This window comes from Candidatus Methylomirabilota bacterium, from assembly GCA_035260325.1.
GTDB lineage: Bacteria > Methylomirabilota > Methylomirabilia > Rokubacteriales > CSP1-6 > AR19.
Window position 1 is genome coordinate 1 of sequence record DATFVL010000053.1, and the last position, 17897, is coordinate 17897.

19 protein-coding genes and 1 tRNA gene are annotated in these 17897 nt (G+C 71.4%); 11 read left to right on the plus strand and 9 right to left on the minus strand.

Annotated features, from left to right (window positions below):
- Nucleotides 1-22: 22 nt before the first annotated feature.
- From VKG64_03605 to chrA (VKG64_03625), 5 genes are all read right to left on the minus strand, one after another.
- Nucleotides 23-100, minus strand: a tRNA-Asp gene (locus tag VKG64_03605).
- Nucleotides 101-160: 60 nt separating this feature from the next.
- Nucleotides 161-1924 (minus strand): DUF2207 domain-containing protein, encoded by a 1764-nt coding sequence (locus tag VKG64_03610; protein HKB24118.1) that lies wholly within the window; start codon nt 1922-1924, stop codon nt 161-163.
- Nucleotides 1890-2453: a LemA family protein gene (locus VKG64_03615; GenBank protein HKB24119.1), complete on the minus strand. Its 564-nt coding sequence runs from the start codon at nt 2451-2453 to the stop codon at nt 1890-1892. Before VKG64_03615 ends, VKG64_03610 begins: the two co-directional genes overlap by 35 nt.
- Before the next feature lie 48 nt (nt 2454-2501).
- Nucleotides 2502-2894: a hypothetical protein gene (locus VKG64_03620; protein ID HKB24120.1), complete on the minus strand. Its 393-nt coding sequence runs from the start codon at nt 2892-2894 to the stop codon at nt 2502-2504.
- Nucleotides 2891-4075: a chromate efflux transporter gene (gene chrA, locus VKG64_03625; protein ID HKB24121.1), complete on the minus strand. Its 1185-nt coding sequence runs from the start codon at nt 4073-4075 to the stop codon at nt 2891-2893. The genes VKG64_03620 and chrA (VKG64_03625) overlap by 4 nt, the downstream gene beginning before the upstream one ends.
- Before the next feature lie 74 nt (nt 4076-4149).
- Here chrA (VKG64_03625) and VKG64_03630 point away from each other — a divergent pair, with 74 nt between their 5' ends.
- Genes VKG64_03630 through VKG64_03665 form a run of 8 tightly spaced genes read left to right on the plus strand, consistent with a single transcriptional unit; the run spans nt 4150 to nt 10038 of the window.
- Complete coding sequence (locus VKG64_03630; GenBank protein ID HKB24122.1) at nt 4150-5103, plus strand: chromate resistance protein ChrB domain-containing protein; 954 nt, start codon at nt 4150-4152, stop codon at nt 5101-5103.
- An 11-nt stretch (nt 5104-5114) separates the two neighbouring features.
- Nucleotides 5115-5762 carry a family 16 glycoside hydrolase gene (locus VKG64_03635; GenBank protein HKB24123.1) on the plus strand — a complete coding sequence of 216 codons (648 nt, stop codon included), beginning with the start codon at nt 5115-5117 and terminating at the stop codon, nt 5760-5762.
- A 32-nt stretch (nt 5763-5794) separates the two neighbouring features.
- A complete protein-coding gene (locus tag VKG64_03640; protein HKB24124.1) occupies nt 5795-6220 on the plus strand; it encodes a chromate resistance protein ChrB domain-containing protein in 426 nt (141 codons plus the stop codon).
- Between the two features lie 7 nt (nt 6221-6227).
- The gene (locus tag VKG64_03645; protein ID HKB24125.1) at nt 6228-7154 is read left to right on the plus strand and encodes a YncE family protein; all 927 of its coding nucleotides are present in this window, start codon (nt 6228-6230) and stop codon (nt 7152-7154) included.
- A gap of 1 nt (nt 7155) precedes the next feature.
- Nucleotides 7156-7782 carry a LysE family translocator gene (locus VKG64_03650; GenBank protein ID HKB24126.1) on the plus strand — a complete coding sequence of 209 codons (627 nt, stop codon included), beginning with the start codon at nt 7156-7158 and terminating at the stop codon, nt 7780-7782.
- 12 nt (nt 7783-7794) lie between these two features.
- Entirely contained in the window at nt 7795-9006 is a 1212-nt protein-coding gene (gene chrA, locus VKG64_03655) for a chromate efflux transporter (protein ID HKB24127.1), read from the plus strand.
- A gap of 49 nt (nt 9007-9055) precedes the next feature.
- On the plus strand, nt 9056-9409 hold the full coding sequence (locus VKG64_03660) for a hypothetical protein (protein ID HKB24128.1): 354 nt from the start codon (nt 9056-9058) through the stop codon (nt 9407-9409).
- Nucleotides 9410-9420: 11 nt separating this feature from the next.
- Nucleotides 9421-10038 (plus strand): alpha/beta family hydrolase, encoded by a 618-nt coding sequence (locus VKG64_03665; GenBank protein HKB24129.1) that lies wholly within the window; start codon nt 9421-9423, stop codon nt 10036-10038.
- On the opposite strand, the gene VKG64_03670 is transcribed toward VKG64_03665, so the two are convergent.
- Nucleotides 9986-10693 (minus strand): response regulator, encoded by a 708-nt coding sequence (locus tag VKG64_03670; protein HKB24130.1) that lies wholly within the window; start codon nt 10691-10693, stop codon nt 9986-9988. The genes VKG64_03665 and VKG64_03670 overlap by 53 nt on opposite strands.
- Nucleotides 10694-10734: 41 nt before the next feature.
- Here VKG64_03670 and VKG64_03675 point away from each other — a divergent pair, with 41 nt between their 5' ends.
- The 3 genes from VKG64_03675 to VKG64_03685 all read left to right on the plus strand — a co-directional run bounded on the left by VKG64_03675 (nt 10735) and on the right by VKG64_03685 (nt 15192).
- Nucleotides 10735-11817 carry a tetratricopeptide repeat protein gene (locus VKG64_03675; protein ID HKB24131.1) on the plus strand — a complete coding sequence of 361 codons (1083 nt, stop codon included), beginning with the start codon at nt 10735-10737 and terminating at the stop codon, nt 11815-11817.
- Between the two features lie 7 nt (nt 11818-11824).
- Entirely contained in the window at nt 11825-14461 is a 2637-nt protein-coding gene (locus VKG64_03680; GenBank protein ID HKB24132.1) for a sigma 54-interacting transcriptional regulator, read from the plus strand.
- A 143-nt stretch (nt 14462-14604) separates the two neighbouring features.
- Nucleotides 14605-15192, plus strand: coding sequence for an OmpA family protein (locus VKG64_03685; GenBank protein HKB24133.1), 588 nt, complete (start codon nt 14605-14607; stop codon nt 15190-15192).
- Nucleotides 15193-15262: 70 nt separating this feature from the next.
- On the opposite strand, the gene VKG64_03690 is transcribed toward VKG64_03685, so the two are convergent.
- The 3 genes from VKG64_03690 to VKG64_03700 all read right to left on the minus strand — a co-directional run bounded on the left by VKG64_03690 (nt 15263) and on the right by VKG64_03700 (nt 17160).
- Nucleotides 15263-16489 carry an amidohydrolase family protein gene (locus VKG64_03690; protein ID HKB24134.1) on the minus strand — a complete coding sequence of 409 codons (1227 nt, stop codon included), beginning with the start codon at nt 16487-16489 and terminating at the stop codon, nt 15263-15265.
- 94 nt (nt 16490-16583) lie between these two features.
- The gene (locus VKG64_03695; GenBank protein ID HKB24135.1) at nt 16584-16901 is read right to left on the minus strand and encodes a BrnA antitoxin family protein; all 318 of its coding nucleotides are present in this window, start codon (nt 16899-16901) and stop codon (nt 16584-16586) included.
- Nucleotides 16882-17160: a BrnT family toxin gene (locus tag VKG64_03700; protein ID HKB24136.1), complete on the minus strand. Its 279-nt coding sequence runs from the start codon at nt 17158-17160 to the stop codon at nt 16882-16884. Before VKG64_03700 ends, VKG64_03695 begins: the two co-directional genes overlap by 20 nt.
- Nucleotides 17161-17897: the final 737 nt, after the last annotated feature.

Here is a 17897-nt window from a genome sequence, read left to right on the forward strand (position 1 = left end):
CCGGAGTTAGCCGCCGAAATGATGGCGGGCTCGACGGGATTTGAACCCGCGACCTCTGGATTGACAGTCCAGTGTGCTAACCAGGCTGCACCACGAGCCCGAAGCCTCCAAACGCTATCACGCGGTCCCGGCACGGTCAAACCTCGGAGCGCCGCGCCGGCTAGAACGTCCCGCCGCCGCCCCCGCCAGCGCCGCCGCCCGATGAGCCGCCGCCCCCGCCGCTCCCGCTGCCGGAGGAGAAGCCGCTCTCGCCGCTCCCGAAGCCGCCCGTGCGCGTCGTCAAGATCGCCTCGCTCGTGTTCTGTCCGAAGGCCGCCAGGCCAGCGTGATAGGTGTCGAGCGAGAACGGCGACGGGCTCGTGTACCAGGCGGGCTCGTCCACCTTGACGCCCTTGAAGTTGAAGATCCATCGCTCGGTGACGCCGAGCGAGATCGCCCACGGCAGGAACCGGTGCAGCGTGTCCGCGGGCATGCGCTCGAGCCGGTCCTTCTCCGCGCGCTCGAGGAACTCCCGGAAGCCGCGCACGGCGACGAGCGTCTGCACGCCCACCCAGGTGCGGCGCGCCATGAAGCGCGACCAGACCATGAGGACGATGCCGCTCGCGGCGAGCCCGGCCGGCAGCTCGAAGCCGTAGACGGCGAGCCACGCGGGCCCCCACTGCGGGAGCACGAAGGCGAGCGCCAGGAGGGCGCCGCCGGGGAAGAGCCAGTCGGCGCGCATGTTCGCCGGCGAGGTCGGGAAGAGGCCGTGCTCGACCATCATCCGGTAGAGGCGGTCGCGGATCGGCGGGAAGGTGTGGTCGTAGTCGCGCCGGATCTCGGACAGCGTGAACGTCGAGAGCGTCCAGTCGGCGCCGAAGATCTTGGCGAGGACGAAGAGCTCGAACGGCTTCAGCGCCGGGTCGCCGCCGATCGGCTTCAGGCGATGGAAGACGAAGTCGGAACGGCCGGCGAGCGTCGTGATCTGCTCGATCTTGAAGTAGCCGCGGACGGCGAGGTCCACGATGGTCGCGAGCAGCTCGCGCGGCTCGGCCTTCTCGTCCACGAGCGCGCCCGCCTCGGCCGGCAGAAGCCCGAGCGGCGGCTCGTACTCGGGCTTCACGGAGCGCTTCGCCCCCGGGTCGCGCCCGTAGGCCCACCACGCGAGCCAGCCCGCGAGGAGGGCGAGGAGCGGGAGCCCGAGCGGCCAGTTGTCGCCGAGGAACCAGAGCCCCTGGCGCACGGCCGACGGGCGGCCGACGTGGCCGACCGGCCAGCCCACGACCACGGTGACGCCCTCGCGCGGCCGGAGCGCGCGCGTCGTCGTGAAGCGCCAGAAGCGCTCGACGCGGTCCAGCCGGTAGTCCTGCCCGCTGGCGCCGCGCGGGCCGGTGTACGCGACCGCCCGCACGCCGTCGTCGGTGACGCCCGGCGGCGCCTTGACGAACACATCCGTGGTCAAGATCGGGACCTCCCACTCGTCGCCCGTGGCGTTCCAGTAGAGCTCGTCGTGGTCCTCGAAGTTGAGGATCCCGCGGCGGACGCGGTAGACGATCGTCACGGTCTTCTTCGTGTCCACGGCCCCCGGCACCCACGCCTTGATCTTCACGTAGCGGCCGGGATAAGAGACCTCGTGGCGGAGCGGCTTTCCGCCCTCGTCCCAGACGCCGATGCCCTCGAGGCGGAGGGCGAACTCGTACCCGCCACGGTCGTAGCGCACCGGGATCGTGCGGAAGATGCCGTCGTGCGCGCCCCGGAACTCGAAGGTGATGTCCTCGCGGACGACGAGGCTCGCGTCGGGATTGACCTGGAGGCTCACGACGAAGGCGTCGATCGCGAAGCTGCGCGCCTCCCCGGCCGTCGCGGCGCCGAGGACGAGCGCGAGGGCGCCGAGGAGCCGCCTTATGCCGCTAGCTCCCGAAGGCCACGCGCGGCGCCTGGCGATCTTCTTGTCTGTCGAGCTCGAAGTACTGGCGCTTGGCGAAGCTGAAGAAGGACGCGATGAAGTTGGTCGGCACGGTGTCGATCGCCGTGTTGAAGTCGCGCACGACGGCGTTGTAGTAGCGGCGCGAGTCCTGGATCGCGTTCTCGATCTCCCCGAGCGAGGTCTGGAGCTGCGTGAAGCTCTGGTTCGCCTTGAGGTCGGGGTACGCCTCGGCCAGCGCGAAGAGCTGGCGGAGGGCGCCGGTCAGCGCGTTCTCCGCCTGCGCGCGCGCCTCGGGGGTCTGCGCGGCCACGGCGGCGCCCCGCGCGCGCACGACCGCGTCGAGCGTCCCCCGCTCGTGGGCGGCATAGCCCTTGACGGTCTCGACGAGGTTCGGGACGAGGTCGGTGCGGCGCTTGAGCTGCACGTCGATGTCCGACCACGCCTCCGCCGACCGCTGGCGGAGCCCGACGAGCTTGTTGTACGCCGCGATGAAGCCGACGATCAGCCCGACCAGGACGAGGAGAAAGATCCAGCCGCCGATGGTCATGGGCGCCCCTCCCACGCGCTATCTTAGCCTTAGCGCGACGGCGCGGGCTCAGGAAATCTCGTCGAGGAGCCGGGCGAGCCGCGCGTCGATCACCGCGCGCGCCTTCTGGAAATCGTCGCCGACGGCCGGCACGTCCCACTGCTCGACACGCGCGCCGGCGGCGAGCTCGCCCAGGTCGCAGCCGAACGCGACCACGCGCGACGCCCGCTCCACGTCGGCGCGCGTGACGCGCCGCGGGCGCCGGTCGCCGAGGTCCACGCCCTCGACCAGGAGCGCCTGCGCGACACGCGGCGCGATCGCGGGATCGGGCTCGGTGCCCGCGAAGTCGGCCCGGAGATCGAGCCCGCGCGCGCGCGCGAGCCGCTCGAAGTCCGCGGCCGCGAGCACGCTCTTGGCCGCACCGTGGAGACACACGAAGAGGACGGGCCGCGCGCTCGTCATTTCACGAACACCCACGTCGGCTTGAGCAGCGGGAACGCGACGAGGCCGATGAGCGCGGTCGCGGCGATCAGGAGCGGATTGCTCACCTTCCAGCGGAAGAGCACGCCCAGGCAGGCGAGTCCGACGACCGCGGTGAGCCAGTCGCCCACCGCGATCTTCCCGAGGAGGACGCAGGCGCCGAGGATGGTCCCGATCGCGGCCGCATACGCGCCCTTCACGAAGCCCTGGACGTTGGGGTTCGCGCGATGGCGGACGAGGATGGGCGCGACGATGAGGACGAGCAGGAACGAGGGCAGGAAGATCCCGACCGTGGCGACCACGGACCCCCAGAACCCCGCGACGAGGTAGCCGACGAACGTCGCGGTGATCACGACGGGACCCGGGCTCAGCATGCCCATCGCGACCGCCACGAGGAACTGCCGCTCGTCGAGCCAGCCCGTCGTGTGGACGAGCCCCGTCTCGAGGAACGGGACGATGACGAGCCCGCTGCCGAACGTGAGCGAGCCCGCCTTCAGGAAGAAGACGAGGAGCTTGCCGAGGGTCGCGGGCGCGGCCGCGGCCACGGCCGGCGGGGTCGCGGCGAGCGGTACCAGCGCCAGGATCGGCGCGGACGGGGCCCGGCGCCCTCGCAGGAGCGACCCGTAATAAATGATGCCGGCGATCCCGGCGCCGACGAACAGGAGCGCGACCTCGGTCTGAAGCACGACGGTGACCGCGAAGGCCACGACCGCGATGGCCCACTGGAGCGCGTCCTCCATGCCGAGCTTCGCCAGCCGGTAGCACGAGTGGAGGATGAGGGCGATGACCGCCGGGCTCACGCCGTAAAAGATCGCGGTGACCCACGAGAGCCCGCCGAGGTGGACGTAGAGCGCGCCGAGCACGCTCACGATGACGAAGTTCGGCAGGATGAACGCCCAGCCGCCGGCCCACGCGCCCCAGAAGCCGCCGCGGAGGTACGAGATGAAGATGCCCACTTGGATCGCGAGGGGCCCGGGCAGCGACTGGCACACGGCGATCCCCTCGCGCATCTCGTCCTTCGTCACCCACTTCCGGTCCTGGACCAGCTCGCGCTCCATCTGGCCGACGAGCGCGACGGGACCGCCGAAGCCGATCGCGCCGAGGCGCAGATAGTAGGCCGCGAGCCGCCGGATCGACACCCGCGTCGTCGTCGCCTGGTCCATGCCCGCCCCCCTCCCCGAGGCTTTGGCGGACTGTAACACTTGACTTCTGATGTAGCAATAGTTACTTTCCGTCCATGCGCTGGCTGACGCTGCTCCTGAGCCTCCCCCCGACGCCGTCCCGGCACCGCGTGGGCGTGTGGCGCAAGCTCAAGCGCCTGGGCGCGGTGAAGCTCAGGGGCGCCGCGTGGATCCTGCCCGAGACGCCCGAGGCGACCGAGGCGTTCCAGTGGCTCGTCCAGGAGGTCCAGTCCTTCCGCGGCGAGGCGACGCTCCTCCGAGTGGACCGCATCGACACCATGAGCGATGCGCAGCTCACGTCGCTCTTCCACGCGGCGCGCGCGGCGGAGTACCAGGCGGTCATCCGCGGTTGCCGCGAGGTGCTGGCCCAGCTCGACCGACACCGGGCGGCCCGGCGGGGGCCCGTCGACCCGATCAAAGCGCGGCTCGAGGCGCTCAAGCGCGAGCTCGAGCGCGTGCGCACCGTGGACTATCTCGAGGCGCCCATCGGGCGCCGGGCCCGCGCGCTGTGGGAGACGGCGGCGAAACGGCTCCGCGCCGCCGAGGCGCGGCCGCGGCCCGCGAGCGCGCGGCGCCACGGCACGCTCCCGCCGCCGGGCAGCACGTGGGTCACCCGGCCGCGGCCGCACATCGACCGCATCGCGTCGGCGTGGCTCATCAAGCGGTTCCTCGACCACGAGGCGCGCTTCGAGTTCGCCGACCAGGCGGACGCGGCGACGAAGGGGATCCCGTTCGACGTGCTCGGCGCGGAGTTCGGTCACCACGGCGAGGACTGCACGTTCGAGACGCTCCTGAAGCGCGGGGGCGTCAGGGACCGGCGCCTCGGCGCGATCGCCGAGATCGTCCACGAGGCGGACCTGCGCGACGGCAAGTTCACGCGGAGCGAGGCCACGGGCGTGGACCTGGCGATCCTGGCGCTCGCCGCCACGCTCCACGACGACCACGAGCTGCTCGAGCGCGGCATGGCGCTGTTCGACGGGCTCTACGACGTCCTGAAGCAGAAGAGCTGAAGGAGGAAGCGGTGAGCTGGTCACGTCGCGGGGTGCTCGGGTCGCTGGCGATGCTCTGGACGTGGCTCGGCCTGTCGCGCGCCACGGGCGCGGCGGAGCTCACGGTGCCCGGGGACCCGCCTGCGCGGCGGTTCGACTTCGAGACCGGGGGCGCCGAGGGGTGGACGACGGTCGACGGGCGCTGGGGCGTGGAGGAGATGGACGGCGCGCCGAGCGGGAGGCGGGTGCTCGTCCAGCGCGCCGTGCAGAACGCCTTCAACGTCGTGGTCGCGCCCGGCGGACCGTACGCCGACGTCGACGTCTCGGTGCGCGTGAAGCCCATCTCGGGACGCGAAGACGCGTCGGGCGGGGTCGTGTTCCGCTTCGCGGACGGACGCTACTACGTGATTCGAGCCAACGCGCTCGAGAACAACTTCCGCCTGTACGCCTACGACCACGGCCGGCGCCAGCTGGCGAGCGCGACCGTCGAGCGCCCGGCGCTCGGCCGGTGGCACACGCTCCGCGTCGTCGCGGTCGGCGATCGCATCCAGGGCCACCTCGACGGCCGGCTCCTGCTCGACCACCGGGATGCCCGCCTCCGTTCGGGACAGGTCGGGCTGTGGACGAAGGCCGACTCGATCACGGCCTTCGACGATTTCGTCGTCCGTGGAACCAACTAGCACGAAGCCACGACCGGAGAAAGAGGCCAGCCATGAAATGGGTGACGCGAGAGAAAGCGCGAGTGGATCGGATCGCCTGCCCCTGGCTCATCACGCGCTTCATCGACAAGGAGGCTGAGTTCCTGTTCGTTCCCCCGGCGGAGGTCATGAGGGTCGCCGAGCGCGAGCAGGCGGTCCCCTACGACGTGCCGGGCGTCGAGCTCGGCCACCACGGCGAGCGGTGCTCGTTCGACGCGTTCGTCGAGAAATATCGCCTCGACGACCCCGCGCTGCGCGCGCTCGCGCCGATCGTCCGGGGCGCTGACACGGACGCCCGCCAGCTCACGCCGGAGTCGGCCGGCCTCTACGCGCTCGCCACGGGGTTCCAGGCGATCGCCAAGGACGACCACGACAACATGGCGAAGCAGTTCCCGGCGTACGACGCGCTCTACGCCTACTGCCGCGCCCGGGCGAAATGATCGCGTGATGCTGGAGCACGTCGGCGACGTCGACCTGCCGCAACACGCGAAGGCCGGGGGCTTCGATCACGCGGCGGTGCACGGCCCGGCGGGCAGGCTCTACGTCGCGCACACGGCCAACGACGCGGTGGACGTGATCGACTGCCGGACCAACACGTACCTCCGCTCGATCCCGCACCTTCCGGGTGTCGCCGGGGCGCTCGTCGCGGAGGCGCACGACCTCGTGTTCACCTCGAATCGCGCGGAGAACACGGTCGCCATCGTGTCCTCGACGCGGGACGCGACGCTCGCCAGGGTGAAGGTGGGGCTCCGGCCGAACGGTCTCGCTTACGACGCCGGCCGCGGGCTCCTCCTGGCGGCGAACGTGGGCGATCCGGCGCGGCCCGGCTCGTTCACGATGTCGGTCGTCGACGTCGCGGGCCGCGCGATGATCGTCGACATTCCCGTCGAGGGACGAACGCGCTGGACGATCTTCGATCCTGAGCGCGGCCGGTTCTACGTGAACATCGCCGATCCGCCGCAGATCGCGATCGTCGACGCCGCGCGCCCCGAACGGATCGCCGGCGCCTTCACAGTCCCGGCCGCGGGACCCCACGGCCTCGATCTCGACGCGGCCACGGGGCGCCTGTTCTGCGCGTGCGACGGCCGCGCGCTCGTGGTCCTCGACGGCGCCTCGGGCGACGTGCTGGCGCAGGCGGAGCTGGCCGGCGCGCCCGACGTCATCTTCTTCAACGCGGCGCTCCGCCACCTGTACGTGGCCATCGGCGACCCCGGGGTGATCGAGGTCTTCGAGACCGATCGGATGCGCCGCATCGAGACGGTGACGACGGGGCGCGGCGCGCACACGCTCGCGTTCGACGGGGTCCGGAACACCGTCTACGTCTTCTTGCCGGACACGCATCGGGCCTCGGTGTACGAGGATCGGGGGGCCTGACGTGGACCCTCAGCTCCTCGTCTTCGTGGGCGTGGCCACGCTCCTCACCGTCACGCCGGGCCCCGACACGATGCTGGTCATGCGCAACGTCCTCGCGCGCGGGCGGCGGGCCGGGCTCCTGACGACCGCGGGCATCAGCGCGGGAATCTTCGTCCACGCGACCCTCTCCGCGCTCGGCGTCTCGCTGATCCTCGCCCGCTCGGCGCTGGCCTTCGAGGTGGTCAAGCTCGCCGGCGCCGGCTACCTGATCGTCCTCGGCGCCCAGTCGCTCCTCCGCCTGCGGCGCCCGGACGCGGCCGCGGTCCCCGACGGCCCGGCGCCTGCCGGCGGCGGGTCACGCTCGCTGGTCGAGGGCCTGCTGACGAATCTCCTCAACCCGAAGGTGGCGATCTTCTACCTCTCGTTTCTTCCGCAGTTCATCCGGGTCACCGACGCGGTGCTCACGAAGTCGCTCCTGCTCGCGGCGATCCACGTCGGCATGGGCGTCGTCTGGCTTCTCAGCGTGTCGGTCTTCGTCGGCGCGCTGCGCGGGCTCCTCGAGCGCCGGCGCGTGCGGCGGATGCTCGAGGGCGTGACCGCCGCCGTGCTCGTCGGGCTCGGCGTCCGGCTGGCGCTCGAGCGCCGTTAGGAGGGTGTCACCATGAACTGGAAGGAAATCGTGTCCACGTTCCTCCGACTGGGGGCCACGTCCTATGGCGGTCCCGCGATCATGGGTATCATGCAGGCGGAGCTGCTGGAGAAGCGGCGCTGGGTCACCCGCGAGCGGTTCGTCGAGGGCCTGTCCCTGGTGAACATGCTGCCGGGCGCGACGGCGACGCAGCTCGGCATCTTCCTCGCGTACGCCCGCGGTGGCTGGTGGGCGGGCCTGCTCGGAGGGGTCGCGTTCGTGCTCCCCGCCTTCGTCGTCATGCTCGCGCTCACGATCGGCTATGCGGCCCTCGGCGTCACGCCGATCATGCGCGGCGCGCTCTACGGTCTCGGGCCGGTGGTCCTCGGGATCTTCCTGGTCGCCGTCTATCGGCTGGCCAGGTCCACCGCGAGTACGGTCCCGCAAGCCGTCATCGGCGGCGCGGCGGCCGGCGCCCTGCTCGCGAGCCCTCTCGGCGTCGCGGTGATCCTCCTGCTCGCCGGCGCCGTGGGGCTCTTTCTCTTCCACTCGAAGAGGCTGGGAGCGATCGCCCTCGGCTCGCTGGCCGCGGTCCTCGCCGTGGCACCGGCCGTCTGGTGGTCGACGCCGGCGTCCGTCTCGGCCGCGAGCCGCGGCGTCCCTCAGCCCGCGGGGTTGCTGGACATCGGCGTGTACTTCTTCAAGGTCGGCGCCCTCACCGTCGGCGGCGGACTGACGATGCTCGCGTTCATCCAGGACCAGGTGGTCGAGCAATTCCACTGGCTGACGCCGCGGGAGTTCATCGACGGCTTGGCACTCGGCCAGTTCTCACCCGGCCCCGTGCTGATGGTGGCGGCGTACGTAGGCTACAAGGTCGCCGGTGTCGCCGGCGCCACGGTGGCCGCCGCCGCGGTCTTCCTGCCGTCGTTCATCATCATGCTGGCGGTCCTGCCCGTGCTCGACCGCGCGAGGCGGCTCACGTGGACGAGGGCGGTGCTCAAGGGGATGGGGCCGGCGGTGATCGGCGTTCTCGCGGTGTCCCTGTTCCGTCTGGCGCCGTACGCGCTTCCCGACCCGTTCGCGATCGTGATCCTCGTCCTGACGATCACGACGCTCCTCGTGTGGCGGGTCGGCACCGTGAGGCTCATGCTCGCGGGCTCGCTCCTCGGGGTGCTGCGGAGCCGCCTGTTCTCGCTGCCGGGCGTCAGAGCGGCGCGCGACCTCGCGCTCTGGGCGAGAGCCTGATCTGCTAAGCTCTCCTCGCTCAGCCGGACGCGCGAAAGGAGAGACCGCCATGCCCATTCAGACCCGGTACGTGTTCAGCGCCGCGATGGACATCGAGCCCGCGAAGGACAAGGTCTTCAACGAGGTCTACGACACGGACCACGTGCCGCTCATCCTGAAGGTGCCGGGCGTGATCTCGGCGGCGCGCTTCAAGAAGCATGAGCTGACGATGATCATCGGCGGCGAGCGGAAGACCATCGTCTTCGAGAACGAGCCCGTGTACAACGCGCTCTACGAGCTCGAGAGCCCCGAGGTGCTGACGAGCGCGGCGTGGGCGAAGGCCGTGGACGCCGGGCGCTGGCCGGGCGAGGTGCGCTCGTACACGAAGAACCGGCGCCACGTCCTCTACCGGCGCATCTCCTAGCCCCCGCCCGCGTGGCGGACGGGCTCGTCCTCACGCACGGCGCGGGCGGCGACGCCGAGGCGCCGTTGCTCGTCGCGCTCGCCACGGTGCTCGAGGCGCGCGGCCTCGCCGTCGAGCGGTACGACCTGCCCTTCCGCCAGGCGCGGCGGAAGGGCCCGCCGCGGCGTCAGGACGCCGCGCGCGACCGCGCCGGCCTCACGGAGGCCGTCCACGCGATGCGGGGCCGCGCGACCGGACGCGTGTGTCTCGGCGGCCAGTCGTACGGCGGCCGCCAGGCGAGCATCCTCGCCGCCGGCGAGCCCGGGCTCGCAGACGCCCTCCTGCTCCTCTCCTACCCGCTCCATCCGCCGGGCCGGCGCGACGCCCCGCGCACGGCGCACTTTCCCGAGCTCCGGACGCCCGCGCTCTTCGTCCACGGCTCGGTGGACCCCTTCGGGACGCTCGACGAGGTGGAGACCGCGCGGCGACTGATTCCCGCGCGCACGGAGCTCGTGCCGATCGAGGGCGCCGGCCACGACCTCTTCCGCAGGCGCGCGCCGGCCGTCGCTCAGGCGATCGCCGCGGCGTTCCTCGACTTCATCGCGAAGGCTCCGAGCCGGCCTCCCGGATCTGCTTCACAAATCTATTGAGCCGCTCGAACGCGTGGGGCTCGAGATCGAGGAACGAGAGCACGTCGCCCTCGGCCTCGGTGCGCACGAGGACGGCGTCCACGGTGAGCGGCGGCTCGCCGTCGGGGAGGGCCAGGACAAGCTGCACGGTCGCGCCGGCGCGGAGCCAGGTCTGCGGCGCGATCTTCACGCCGAGCGCGCTGACGTCGAGCACCTTCCACTCCCACTCCGCGTCCACGCGCAGCGGAAAGGTCACCGTGGCTCGCGGCGTGCGCCGCCGGTAGGCCTGTCCCTTCAGGACGTGCACCTCGAGGAACGTCAGCACGCCGGCCAGCCGCTCGAGGCCGACGGGCTTTCGCAGGAACTCGAGCGCCCCGAGCCGCAGCGCTTCGTGGGCCTCCTGCTCGGTCGCCACCCCCGAGATCACGACGACGGGAATGCCGCCGTCGCGGACGGCGCGGAGCCGGAGGAAGTCGAGCCCGCTCATGCCCGGCAGGCGCAGGTCCAGCAGCACCACGTCGACGCGCTCGCCCTCGACCACGCGCAGCGCCTCCTCGGCCGTGCGCGCGGCTACCGGCTGGCAGCCCAGCTCTCGCACGAAGTCCGTGAGCGCCGCGAGCACGCCCTGTTCGTCCTCGACGATCAGCACCCGCAGCGCGTCCGTGGACGTGTTCATCCGTCCTGGCCAGTATAGGTCCTTTGCTATGATTTGATCCGTTGACGCAGAGAGGCCTCTGCTCGCTCCTCCTTCTTCTCGCCCTCGCTCAGGCCGGGTGCGGCGCCGTCGTGTCTCCCGCCCGGCCGGCGGGGGACGCGGACGCGCAGCGGTATCTCGAGCGGGGCCGCGCCCTCATCGCCCGCGGTGAGATGGCGGCGGCCACGACGGCGCTGCGCGAGGCGCTGCGCCGCCGGCCCGATCTCACCCAGGCGCGCGCGAGCCTCGGGCTCGCCCTCTACGCCCTGGGCGACCTCGACGCCGCCGTCGACGAGCTGCGCGCGGCCCTCGGCCGGGAGCCCGAGGCCGTGTCGGCCCGGCTGACCCTGGCCGCCGCGCTCGTGGCGAAGCAGGAGTGGGTGGCGGCGCGCGTCGAGCTCGAACGGATCCTCGCCGCGCAGCCGGCGGAGCTCCAGGCGCGTTACAGCCTGGGCGTGGTCCGCTACGCCCAGGGCGATCTCGACGGGGCGATCGACGCGTACCGTCGCGTCCTCGCGGGCGATCCGCAGAACCAGGACGCCCGCTACAACCTGGCCCTCGTGCTGAGGCTCGCGCACCGCGACGCCGAGGCGGCGCCCGAGCTCCTCGCCGCCGCGCGGGCGGGGCACGCGCGGGCGCAGTACTTCGCCGGCACGGCCTACGCCGACGGCCTCGGCGTCGAGCGCGATCTGGCGACGGCGATCGCGTGGTGGTTCCGGGCGGCCGAGCAGGGCGTGACGCCGGCCGAGGAGGCGCTGGCGCAGCTCCGACAGGTCGCGCTGGGACGCGGGCGCCGCGCGGCTGCCGATCGCCCCGCCGCCGAGCAGGCGTTCCGCGACTACCGGGCGGCGCTCTGGAAGGACTTCCCCGAGCTGGCGCCGAACGGCGACGACACCGTGGGGGGCGCGCTCCTGCGGCAGGGGCGCGTGGGCGAGGCGGTGCCGGTGCTGATTCGCGAGGCCGGGGCGCTGAGCGAGCCCGCGCAGCGGCTCCTCGACGCGCTGTACGAGCGGGGTGTCGAGGGACTGCTGCCCGCGCACGACCCGCGGATCCTCGGCTACTTCGACCGCGCGGCCGCCGAGGGCCTGCGCTCGCCCGTCAGGTAGGAGGCGTGTGATCCCACGCCGCGCTCTGCCGGCCGCGGTCATCGGGCTCGCGGCGAGCCTGACGGCGCTCGGTGTCGCGATGCTGGGCGGCGCGGCCGTCACCGCGCTCGAGGGGTCGGTCTACGATCGCGGGCTCCGCGCGCGCGCGGCGCCGGTCAGCCCCGCGCTGCTGGTCATCGTGCGCGATCCGGCGAGCGAGGCCCGGTTCGGCGCGGAGTCCTGGGACCGGGCGATCCTCGCCCGGCTCATCACGAGCCTCTCGCGCGCCGGGGCCGTCGCCATCGGGGTGGACGCCCCCCTCGGGCAGCCGAGCCCACCGGGCCGGGGCGGCGTGTCGAGCGACGCGCTGCTGAGCCAGGCGACCGCGCTGGCGGGCAACGTCGTCTATCCGATCACGCTCGACCTCCGGCCGGGCGCGACGGACGTGGCGCCGGCTCTCCCGTCCTCGGAGGCTCACGCATCGTGGCCGCCGCTCGCCGAGATCCCCCTGGCCCTGCCGCAGGCGGAGGCGAGAGCGCCGCTGTCCGGACTGGCCCGCCGCGCTCGAGCCGTGGGCCACACCGTCGCCCCGGCCGATCTCGATGGCGTCGTGCGCCGAGTTCCGCTCTTCGTCCGACTCGGCGACCGCGCCGTGCCGGCGCTCGGCCTCGGCCTCCTGGCCGTGGCCGGAGACGGCCCCGCGGGTCGGATCGTGATCGAGGGCCAGTGGGTGAGGGTCCCGCGGTCGCGCCCGATCGCCATCGACGGGCGCAGCCGCGCGCTCCTCGGTTACGCCGCGCCGGAGCGGCTCGACGTCGTGTCCTTCCTCGAGGTCTGGACCGCGATCGACGAGCGGCGGGCCGAGAGGCTCCGGAGCCTGGCCGACGACAAGATCGTCCTCGTGCTCGTCGAGCCTCAGCGGGAGCAGCGTCGCACGCCGGTCGGCCTCATGTCCGACGTCCTGATCCAGGCCCAGCTCGTGAACGCCGTGCTGGCGGGGTCGTGGCTCAGGGAGGCGCCGCTCGCGTGGACCCTGCCCGGCACGCTGGTCATCGCGGTCCTCACCGCGTGGCTCTGGCTCGCGCTCCCATGGTGGACGGCGCTCCTCGGTGTCGCCGGCCTCACATCGGGCTATGCCGCCGCGCTGCTCCTGTCGCCGTCGGTCGGCGTCGTGGCACCCGTGGTCCTGCCGCTCGCGTCGGTCGTCGCGGCCTCCGCCGGGGCCCTCGGCTTCCGCCAGCTCGGCTCGGCCTACCGCCTCCGGCACCTCGAGGGAGAGGTGCAGCGGATCCGCGAGGCGCTGGTGCGCGAGGAGTCCACGGTCGAGGCGCTGGAAGAGGACCTCGAAGAGGCGCGCGGGCGCCTCCAGACGGCCGACGCCTTGCGGGCCCAGCTCACAGAGGCTCGCGCTCGGGAGGAAGACACGCGAGGCCGGCTCGCCGCGCTTGAGCGAGAGCTGCGAGCCGCCGACACCCGCCTAGCGCCGCTCGATGACGCCGAGCTCGAGCGCCTGCGCGGGCGGTGCGCGGAGATCGGGATCATCACGCGCGATCCCGCCGTGCTCGCGCTCTTCCGGGACCTCGAGAAGGCGGCGCGCGCCACGCTGCCGATCCTGATCACCGGCGAGCCGGGGACGGGCAAGGAGCTGTTCGCGCGGGCGGCCCATCGCCTGAGCCCCCGCGGCGGCGGGTCCTTCGTGGCGGTCAACATGGCGGCCATCCCGCCCGAGCTCTTCGAGAGCGAGCTGTTCGGCCACGTAAAGGGGAGCTTCACCGGCGCGATCGGGGAGCGCCGGGGGTACTTCGAGCAGGCCGACCGCGGAACGATCTTCCTCGACGAGATCGGCGAGCTGCGCGCCGAGCACCAGTCGAAGCTCTTACGGGTCCTCCAGGAGAAGACCTTCCACCGGGTCGGCGCGACCCGCGCGACGGCGGTGGACGTCCGCGTCGTCGCCGCCAGCAACCGCGACCTCGAGCGCGGGATGGTCGCGGGCTGGTTCCGCGAGGACCTCTACTTCCGCTTGAAAGGCCTCGTCCTCCGCCTTCCCCCGCTGCGCGAGCGGCGCCAGGACGTCGCGCCGCTCGCGGCGCGGTTCGTGGAGGACGCCGCCGGAGAGGCAGGACGGCCGGTGGCGCTCTCCGCGGCGGCGCTTCAAGCGCTCGAGGGGCACGACTGGCCCGGCAACGTCCGTGAGCTCCAGCACTGCATCCAGCAGGCGGTCGCGCTCACCGAGCGGGCCGTCCTCGGGCCGGAGGACCTACGGCTCGCGCGGGCGAGCGAGGCGCGGACCGACGCCGCGGGCGACGCCGCGGTCCTCGACTGCCTGCGCAGGCACGGGTTCGACATGCAGGCGACGGCGCGGGCGCTCGGGTGGGACCGGAGCACGGTGACCCAGCGGCTCAAGGGCATGGGCTTCGGCGCCCTGGTCGACTCCCGCGGCGACCGGGGGAAGGCCGCGCTGGCGCTGGCCGGCGACCCGGCGCTCGCTCGCGCCGTGGACCTGAAGCTCGCCGAGTACCACGAGCATCTTCTGAGAGCCGTCGAGGGCTTCGAGTCCGCCGAGGCCGCCGTGGTCGCGTGCCGGCGCCGCTTCAAGAACCTGCCGGAGCGCCACTTCCGCTCGCTCGAGGTCCTCGTCCGCCAGCACTTTCAGACGCGCATGTGAGGGGACGCGTGCGGGGATGCGGGGCGTCCCCGCATGGCGCCGAGCGCGTCCCGCGCCCAAGCGCGTGAAACTATTCGTCCTGGGGAGTCCGACCGTCCTGGCGCGCGCGTTGCTCTCCCTCCTCCCCCAAGGAGGAACCACCCATGACCAACACACAGCACGCAGCGATCGTTGCAGGACTGTTCCTGATGGTCGGCGCCGCGACCTTCGGGACCTACTGGGTCGCGTCCAGGGGCACGGACGCGAAGCCGGCCGTGGTCGCGACCGCGGCGGCCGAGGCGCCGGCGGCACCGCCCGCCGTGGGTCCGGCGCCCGCCAACCTCGAGGTCATCCACGCCGACGTCTACTTCGACTTCAAGACCGCCCGCCTCAGCGCCGATGCGGTCCGCCTCCTCCAGGAGAAGGCGGCGCTCATGGACCACGCCAGCGTCTGGGTGGCGCTCGTGCAGGGGCACAGCGACCGCCAGGGCCCGGCCGAGTACAACAAGGTCCTCGCTCAGCGGCGCGCGGACGCGGTCAAGCGGTTCCTGGTCGAGCTCGGCGTCCCGGAGACGTCCATCAAGGTGGTGGCCATCGGGCCGGACGGCGCCCTCTGCGACGAGCCCACCAAGGAGTGCCAGCAGCTCAACCGCCGGGTGCACCTCGAGATCCGGAAGCTCGCCCGGACCGCGGTCACGCCGGTCCGCATCGAGACGAAGGACGGCGAGCAGCCCGCCCCGAAGACCCCGTAACCCGCCGCGCCACGACTCTCCGCCCCGCGGCGCCGGCGGCCCACGCCGCGCCACGGGGCGGAGACGTGGGCTAGCGGCCTCGGGGCGCCGTGCTCGGCTTGCCCGCCGCGGCGGCGGCGTCGGCCTTCTTGAAGTCGGCCTCGGTCAGGCCGTAGAGGTTCGCGCCCCCCATGAGGATGTCCGCCGCGATCTTGCGGGGGACGTTCTTCAGGAGGTTGTCCGCGACGTGCGGGAAGTTGGAGTCGAAGTGCGGGTAGTCCGTCGAGACGCACATGCGGTCGGCGCCGATGAGCCCCGCCGTCGCCTCGATCTCGGGCTCGCTCCCCTCGACCGCGGCCCAGCAATTGCGCCGGAAGTATTCCCGCGGGGTGAGCGAGAGGTAGGGCGCGTGGCTGTCACGGTACTGGGGGTAGTCCCACTCGATGCGCGACAGGAGTCCGGGCGCCCACGAGTTCTGGGCCTCGAGGAAGCCGACGCGGAGCTTCGGGTGGAACTCGAACACGCCCGCGATGATCATCGCGACCATCGCCTGCTGCATCTCGATCCAGTGGCTGGCGACGTGCCGGTAGAACCGGTTCTCGCCGTAGAGCTCGGTCATGCGAGAGTACACGGCGCCCACACCCTCGTGGAATCCCCAGGTCGCGTTCAACTCCTCGTGCACGCTGTAGAGGGGATCCCAGTAGTTCGAGTGCCAGTAGCGGCCGTTCACGAGGTTCGGGCGCATGAAGGAGCCGACGGCGCCGAGCTCCTTCACGCCCCGCACCAGCTCCTTGCACGCCAGGTGCACGTCGTGCACGGGCAGCATCACAACGAACTTCAAGCGCTCGGGGCTGTACTGGCAGAACTCGTGGATCCAGTTGTTGTAGGCCTGGCAGACGGCGAGCGAGAGCTGCGGATCGAGGTTGTTGCGGGCGATGAGGGAGAGGCCGGTGGTGGGGTAGAGGACGGCGATGTCGACGCCCTCCATCGCCATGCCCATCACCTGCGCCTCGCCGTTGTAATCGCGCTCGACGGCGAAGTCCAGCCGGCCGGTGTCGGCGAGCCGGGACCCCGAGAGGGGCTGCGTGCTCTGCGTCGGGCCGGGGCGGCGCCGCTTCCGGTACTGCTGGAGGTCGGCGTCCGTCGTAGGCGTCCCGTCGAGCAGGATCGCGCCGAACGTGCCGCGCGCCGGCCGTCCGTCGGCCCCCACCGGGACGCTCACCCGGCTCTTGAACTTCGGGTCCAGGTAGCGGTCGAAGAGATCCGGCGGTTCCATGACGTGCATGTCGGAGTCGACGAAGCGAAGCCCGTCCTTCATGGGAGCCTCCCCGGCGCGACGATGGACCTGCTTGTGGTCCGGACTATATCCCGCCCCGGCGGCGAGTCAAGTGCGACGCGGCGAGCGGTCACGCTCAGCGGCGCGCAGAGCGTGTCCGCTGTAGCGTGGAGTTGACCCCCGCGGTCCGGTATGACGCAAGCTCTTCACGCACAACCTGCCGCACGACGTCGAGAGTCGACCGCCGGTGGACGTGTTCCAGTAGTGCGTCGTTGATCAGCGTCTGATAGTTACCGCCCCCGGCCCTGTCGACTAGGTTTCGAAAGTACTCGAGCACCGTGTTGTCTAACCGGATCGAGATCTTCGTCTTGCCTGGTTCGGGCGTGATGACTGGGCCACGCTTCGCACGCGAGAAGTCTATGTTGCGATATTTCTCAGCTACGGCTTTCTTCATAAAGCTCCCCCTGACGCTTGTCCGCCTTCCACGCGGAGATCATCCGGATGATGTCCGGCCCCGCGTACGCGTATACAACGACGAGCAGGTTCGCCAGGTCGCTCAGGCCCAGCGTTACGAACCGCTGCTCTTCGAGAGCGTCCGGATCCGCTTGAGTCAAGGCGAAGGCGTCTTCCAGAACTGTGACCGCCTCTGCAAAGCTCACGCCGTGGGCGCGTAGGTTCGCCTCCGCCTTCCGCGGATCCCACTCGAACCGCACCACAGCAGTGTATAGACGTTTGTCCCCCGCGGCAAGCAAACTCGGCTTTTGGCCCGGCCGCGGCTCGCTTCGCTCGCGGCGGCGGCTCAATCACCAACACCCCGACGGGCCTCGTACTGATCAAGGATCGACCCCTATGACAAGCGTTGGGACAAGGTACACGCTACCTATCGCCAATATCTTTCGCCGCGTGCTACCCAAAGAGCAGTGCCAAGTATGTCCGAAAGAGCGGGGCGTGTACGTGACAATCATCACGCCCGCCGGTATGTGCCCTGCTGAGTAATCCGCGAGGAACTCAAAGAAGTCGGGATAAACCAGACGCTCATGCCCCAACTCGATTTCGATTGGGACCCTTCCGTCATACAGGTCATAGCGCATGCCTGGTACCGTGACGGAGGCGACCTCGTGCTGCCATCCTGCGGCGCGGAACCACCGTTGAACTTGGCTGGATAGCGCTCTCGGTCCGCCAGCGACGGCGAGGTTGAGGACGCTGGATGGAGCGGTGAGGACTCCCCGCAGCCGCGATAGCAAACCCGAATCCACGGCATTGATCACCGCTTCCGCATTGCGGTAGTTGAACTCCTCAACTATACGCACTGGCTCTGCCGGGGGTGACGGCCGCAAGCGCGCGAGGGAGTTGCATCAGCGAACTTTCTCGCCGAGAGCTCGGTATTTGCCAGGCCGCAAGAACTCAAGCTGGCCGTCATCTCGCAGTTCCTGAAGAATCCGGCTAACGG

What these genes read in the sequence shown, in the direction of transcription:
- VKG64_03615 (HKB24119.1), bottom strand. Translation starts at nt 2,453, where the DNA reads ATGACCATCGGCGGCTGGATCTTTCTCCTCGTCCTGGTCGGGCTGATC.
- VKG64_03620 (HKB24120.1), bottom strand. Translation starts at nt 2,894, where the DNA reads ATGACGAGCGCGCGGCCCGTCCTCTTCGTGTGTCTCCACGGTGCGGCC.
- chrA (HKB24121.1), bottom strand. Translation starts at nt 4,075, where the DNA reads ATGGACCAGGCGACGACGACGCGGGTGTCGATCCGGCGGCTCGCGGCC.
- VKG64_03630 (HKB24122.1), top strand. Translation starts at nt 4,150, where the DNA reads ATGCGCTGGCTGACGCTGCTCCTGAGCCTCCCCCCGACGCCGTCCCGG.
- VKG64_03640 (HKB24124.1), top strand. Translation starts at nt 5,795, where the DNA reads ATGAAATGGGTGACGCGAGAGAAAGCGCGAGTGGATCGGATCGCCTGC.
- VKG64_03645 (HKB24125.1), top strand. Translation starts at nt 6,228, where the DNA reads ATGCTGGAGCACGTCGGCGACGTCGACCTGCCGCAACACGCGAAGGCC.
- chrA (HKB24127.1), top strand. Translation starts at nt 7,795, where the DNA reads ATGAACTGGAAGGAAATCGTGTCCACGTTCCTCCGACTGGGGGCCACG.
- VKG64_03660 (HKB24128.1), top strand. Translation starts at nt 9,056, where the DNA reads ATGCCCATTCAGACCCGGTACGTGTTCAGCGCCGCGATGGACATCGAG.
- VKG64_03670 (HKB24130.1), bottom strand. Translation starts at nt 10,693, where the DNA reads ATGAACACGTCCACGGACGCGCTGCGGGTGCTGATCGTCGAGGACGAA.
- VKG64_03685 (HKB24133.1), top strand. Translation starts at nt 14,605, where the DNA reads ATGACCAACACACAGCACGCAGCGATCGTTGCAGGACTGTTCCTGATG.
- VKG64_03690 (HKB24134.1), bottom strand. Translation starts at nt 16,489, where the DNA reads ATGAAGGACGGGCTTCGCTTCGTCGACTCCGACATGCACGTCATGGAA.
- VKG64_03695 (HKB24135.1), bottom strand. Translation starts at nt 16,901, where the DNA reads ATGAAGAAAGCCGTAGCTGAGAAATATCGCAACATAGACTTCTCGCGT.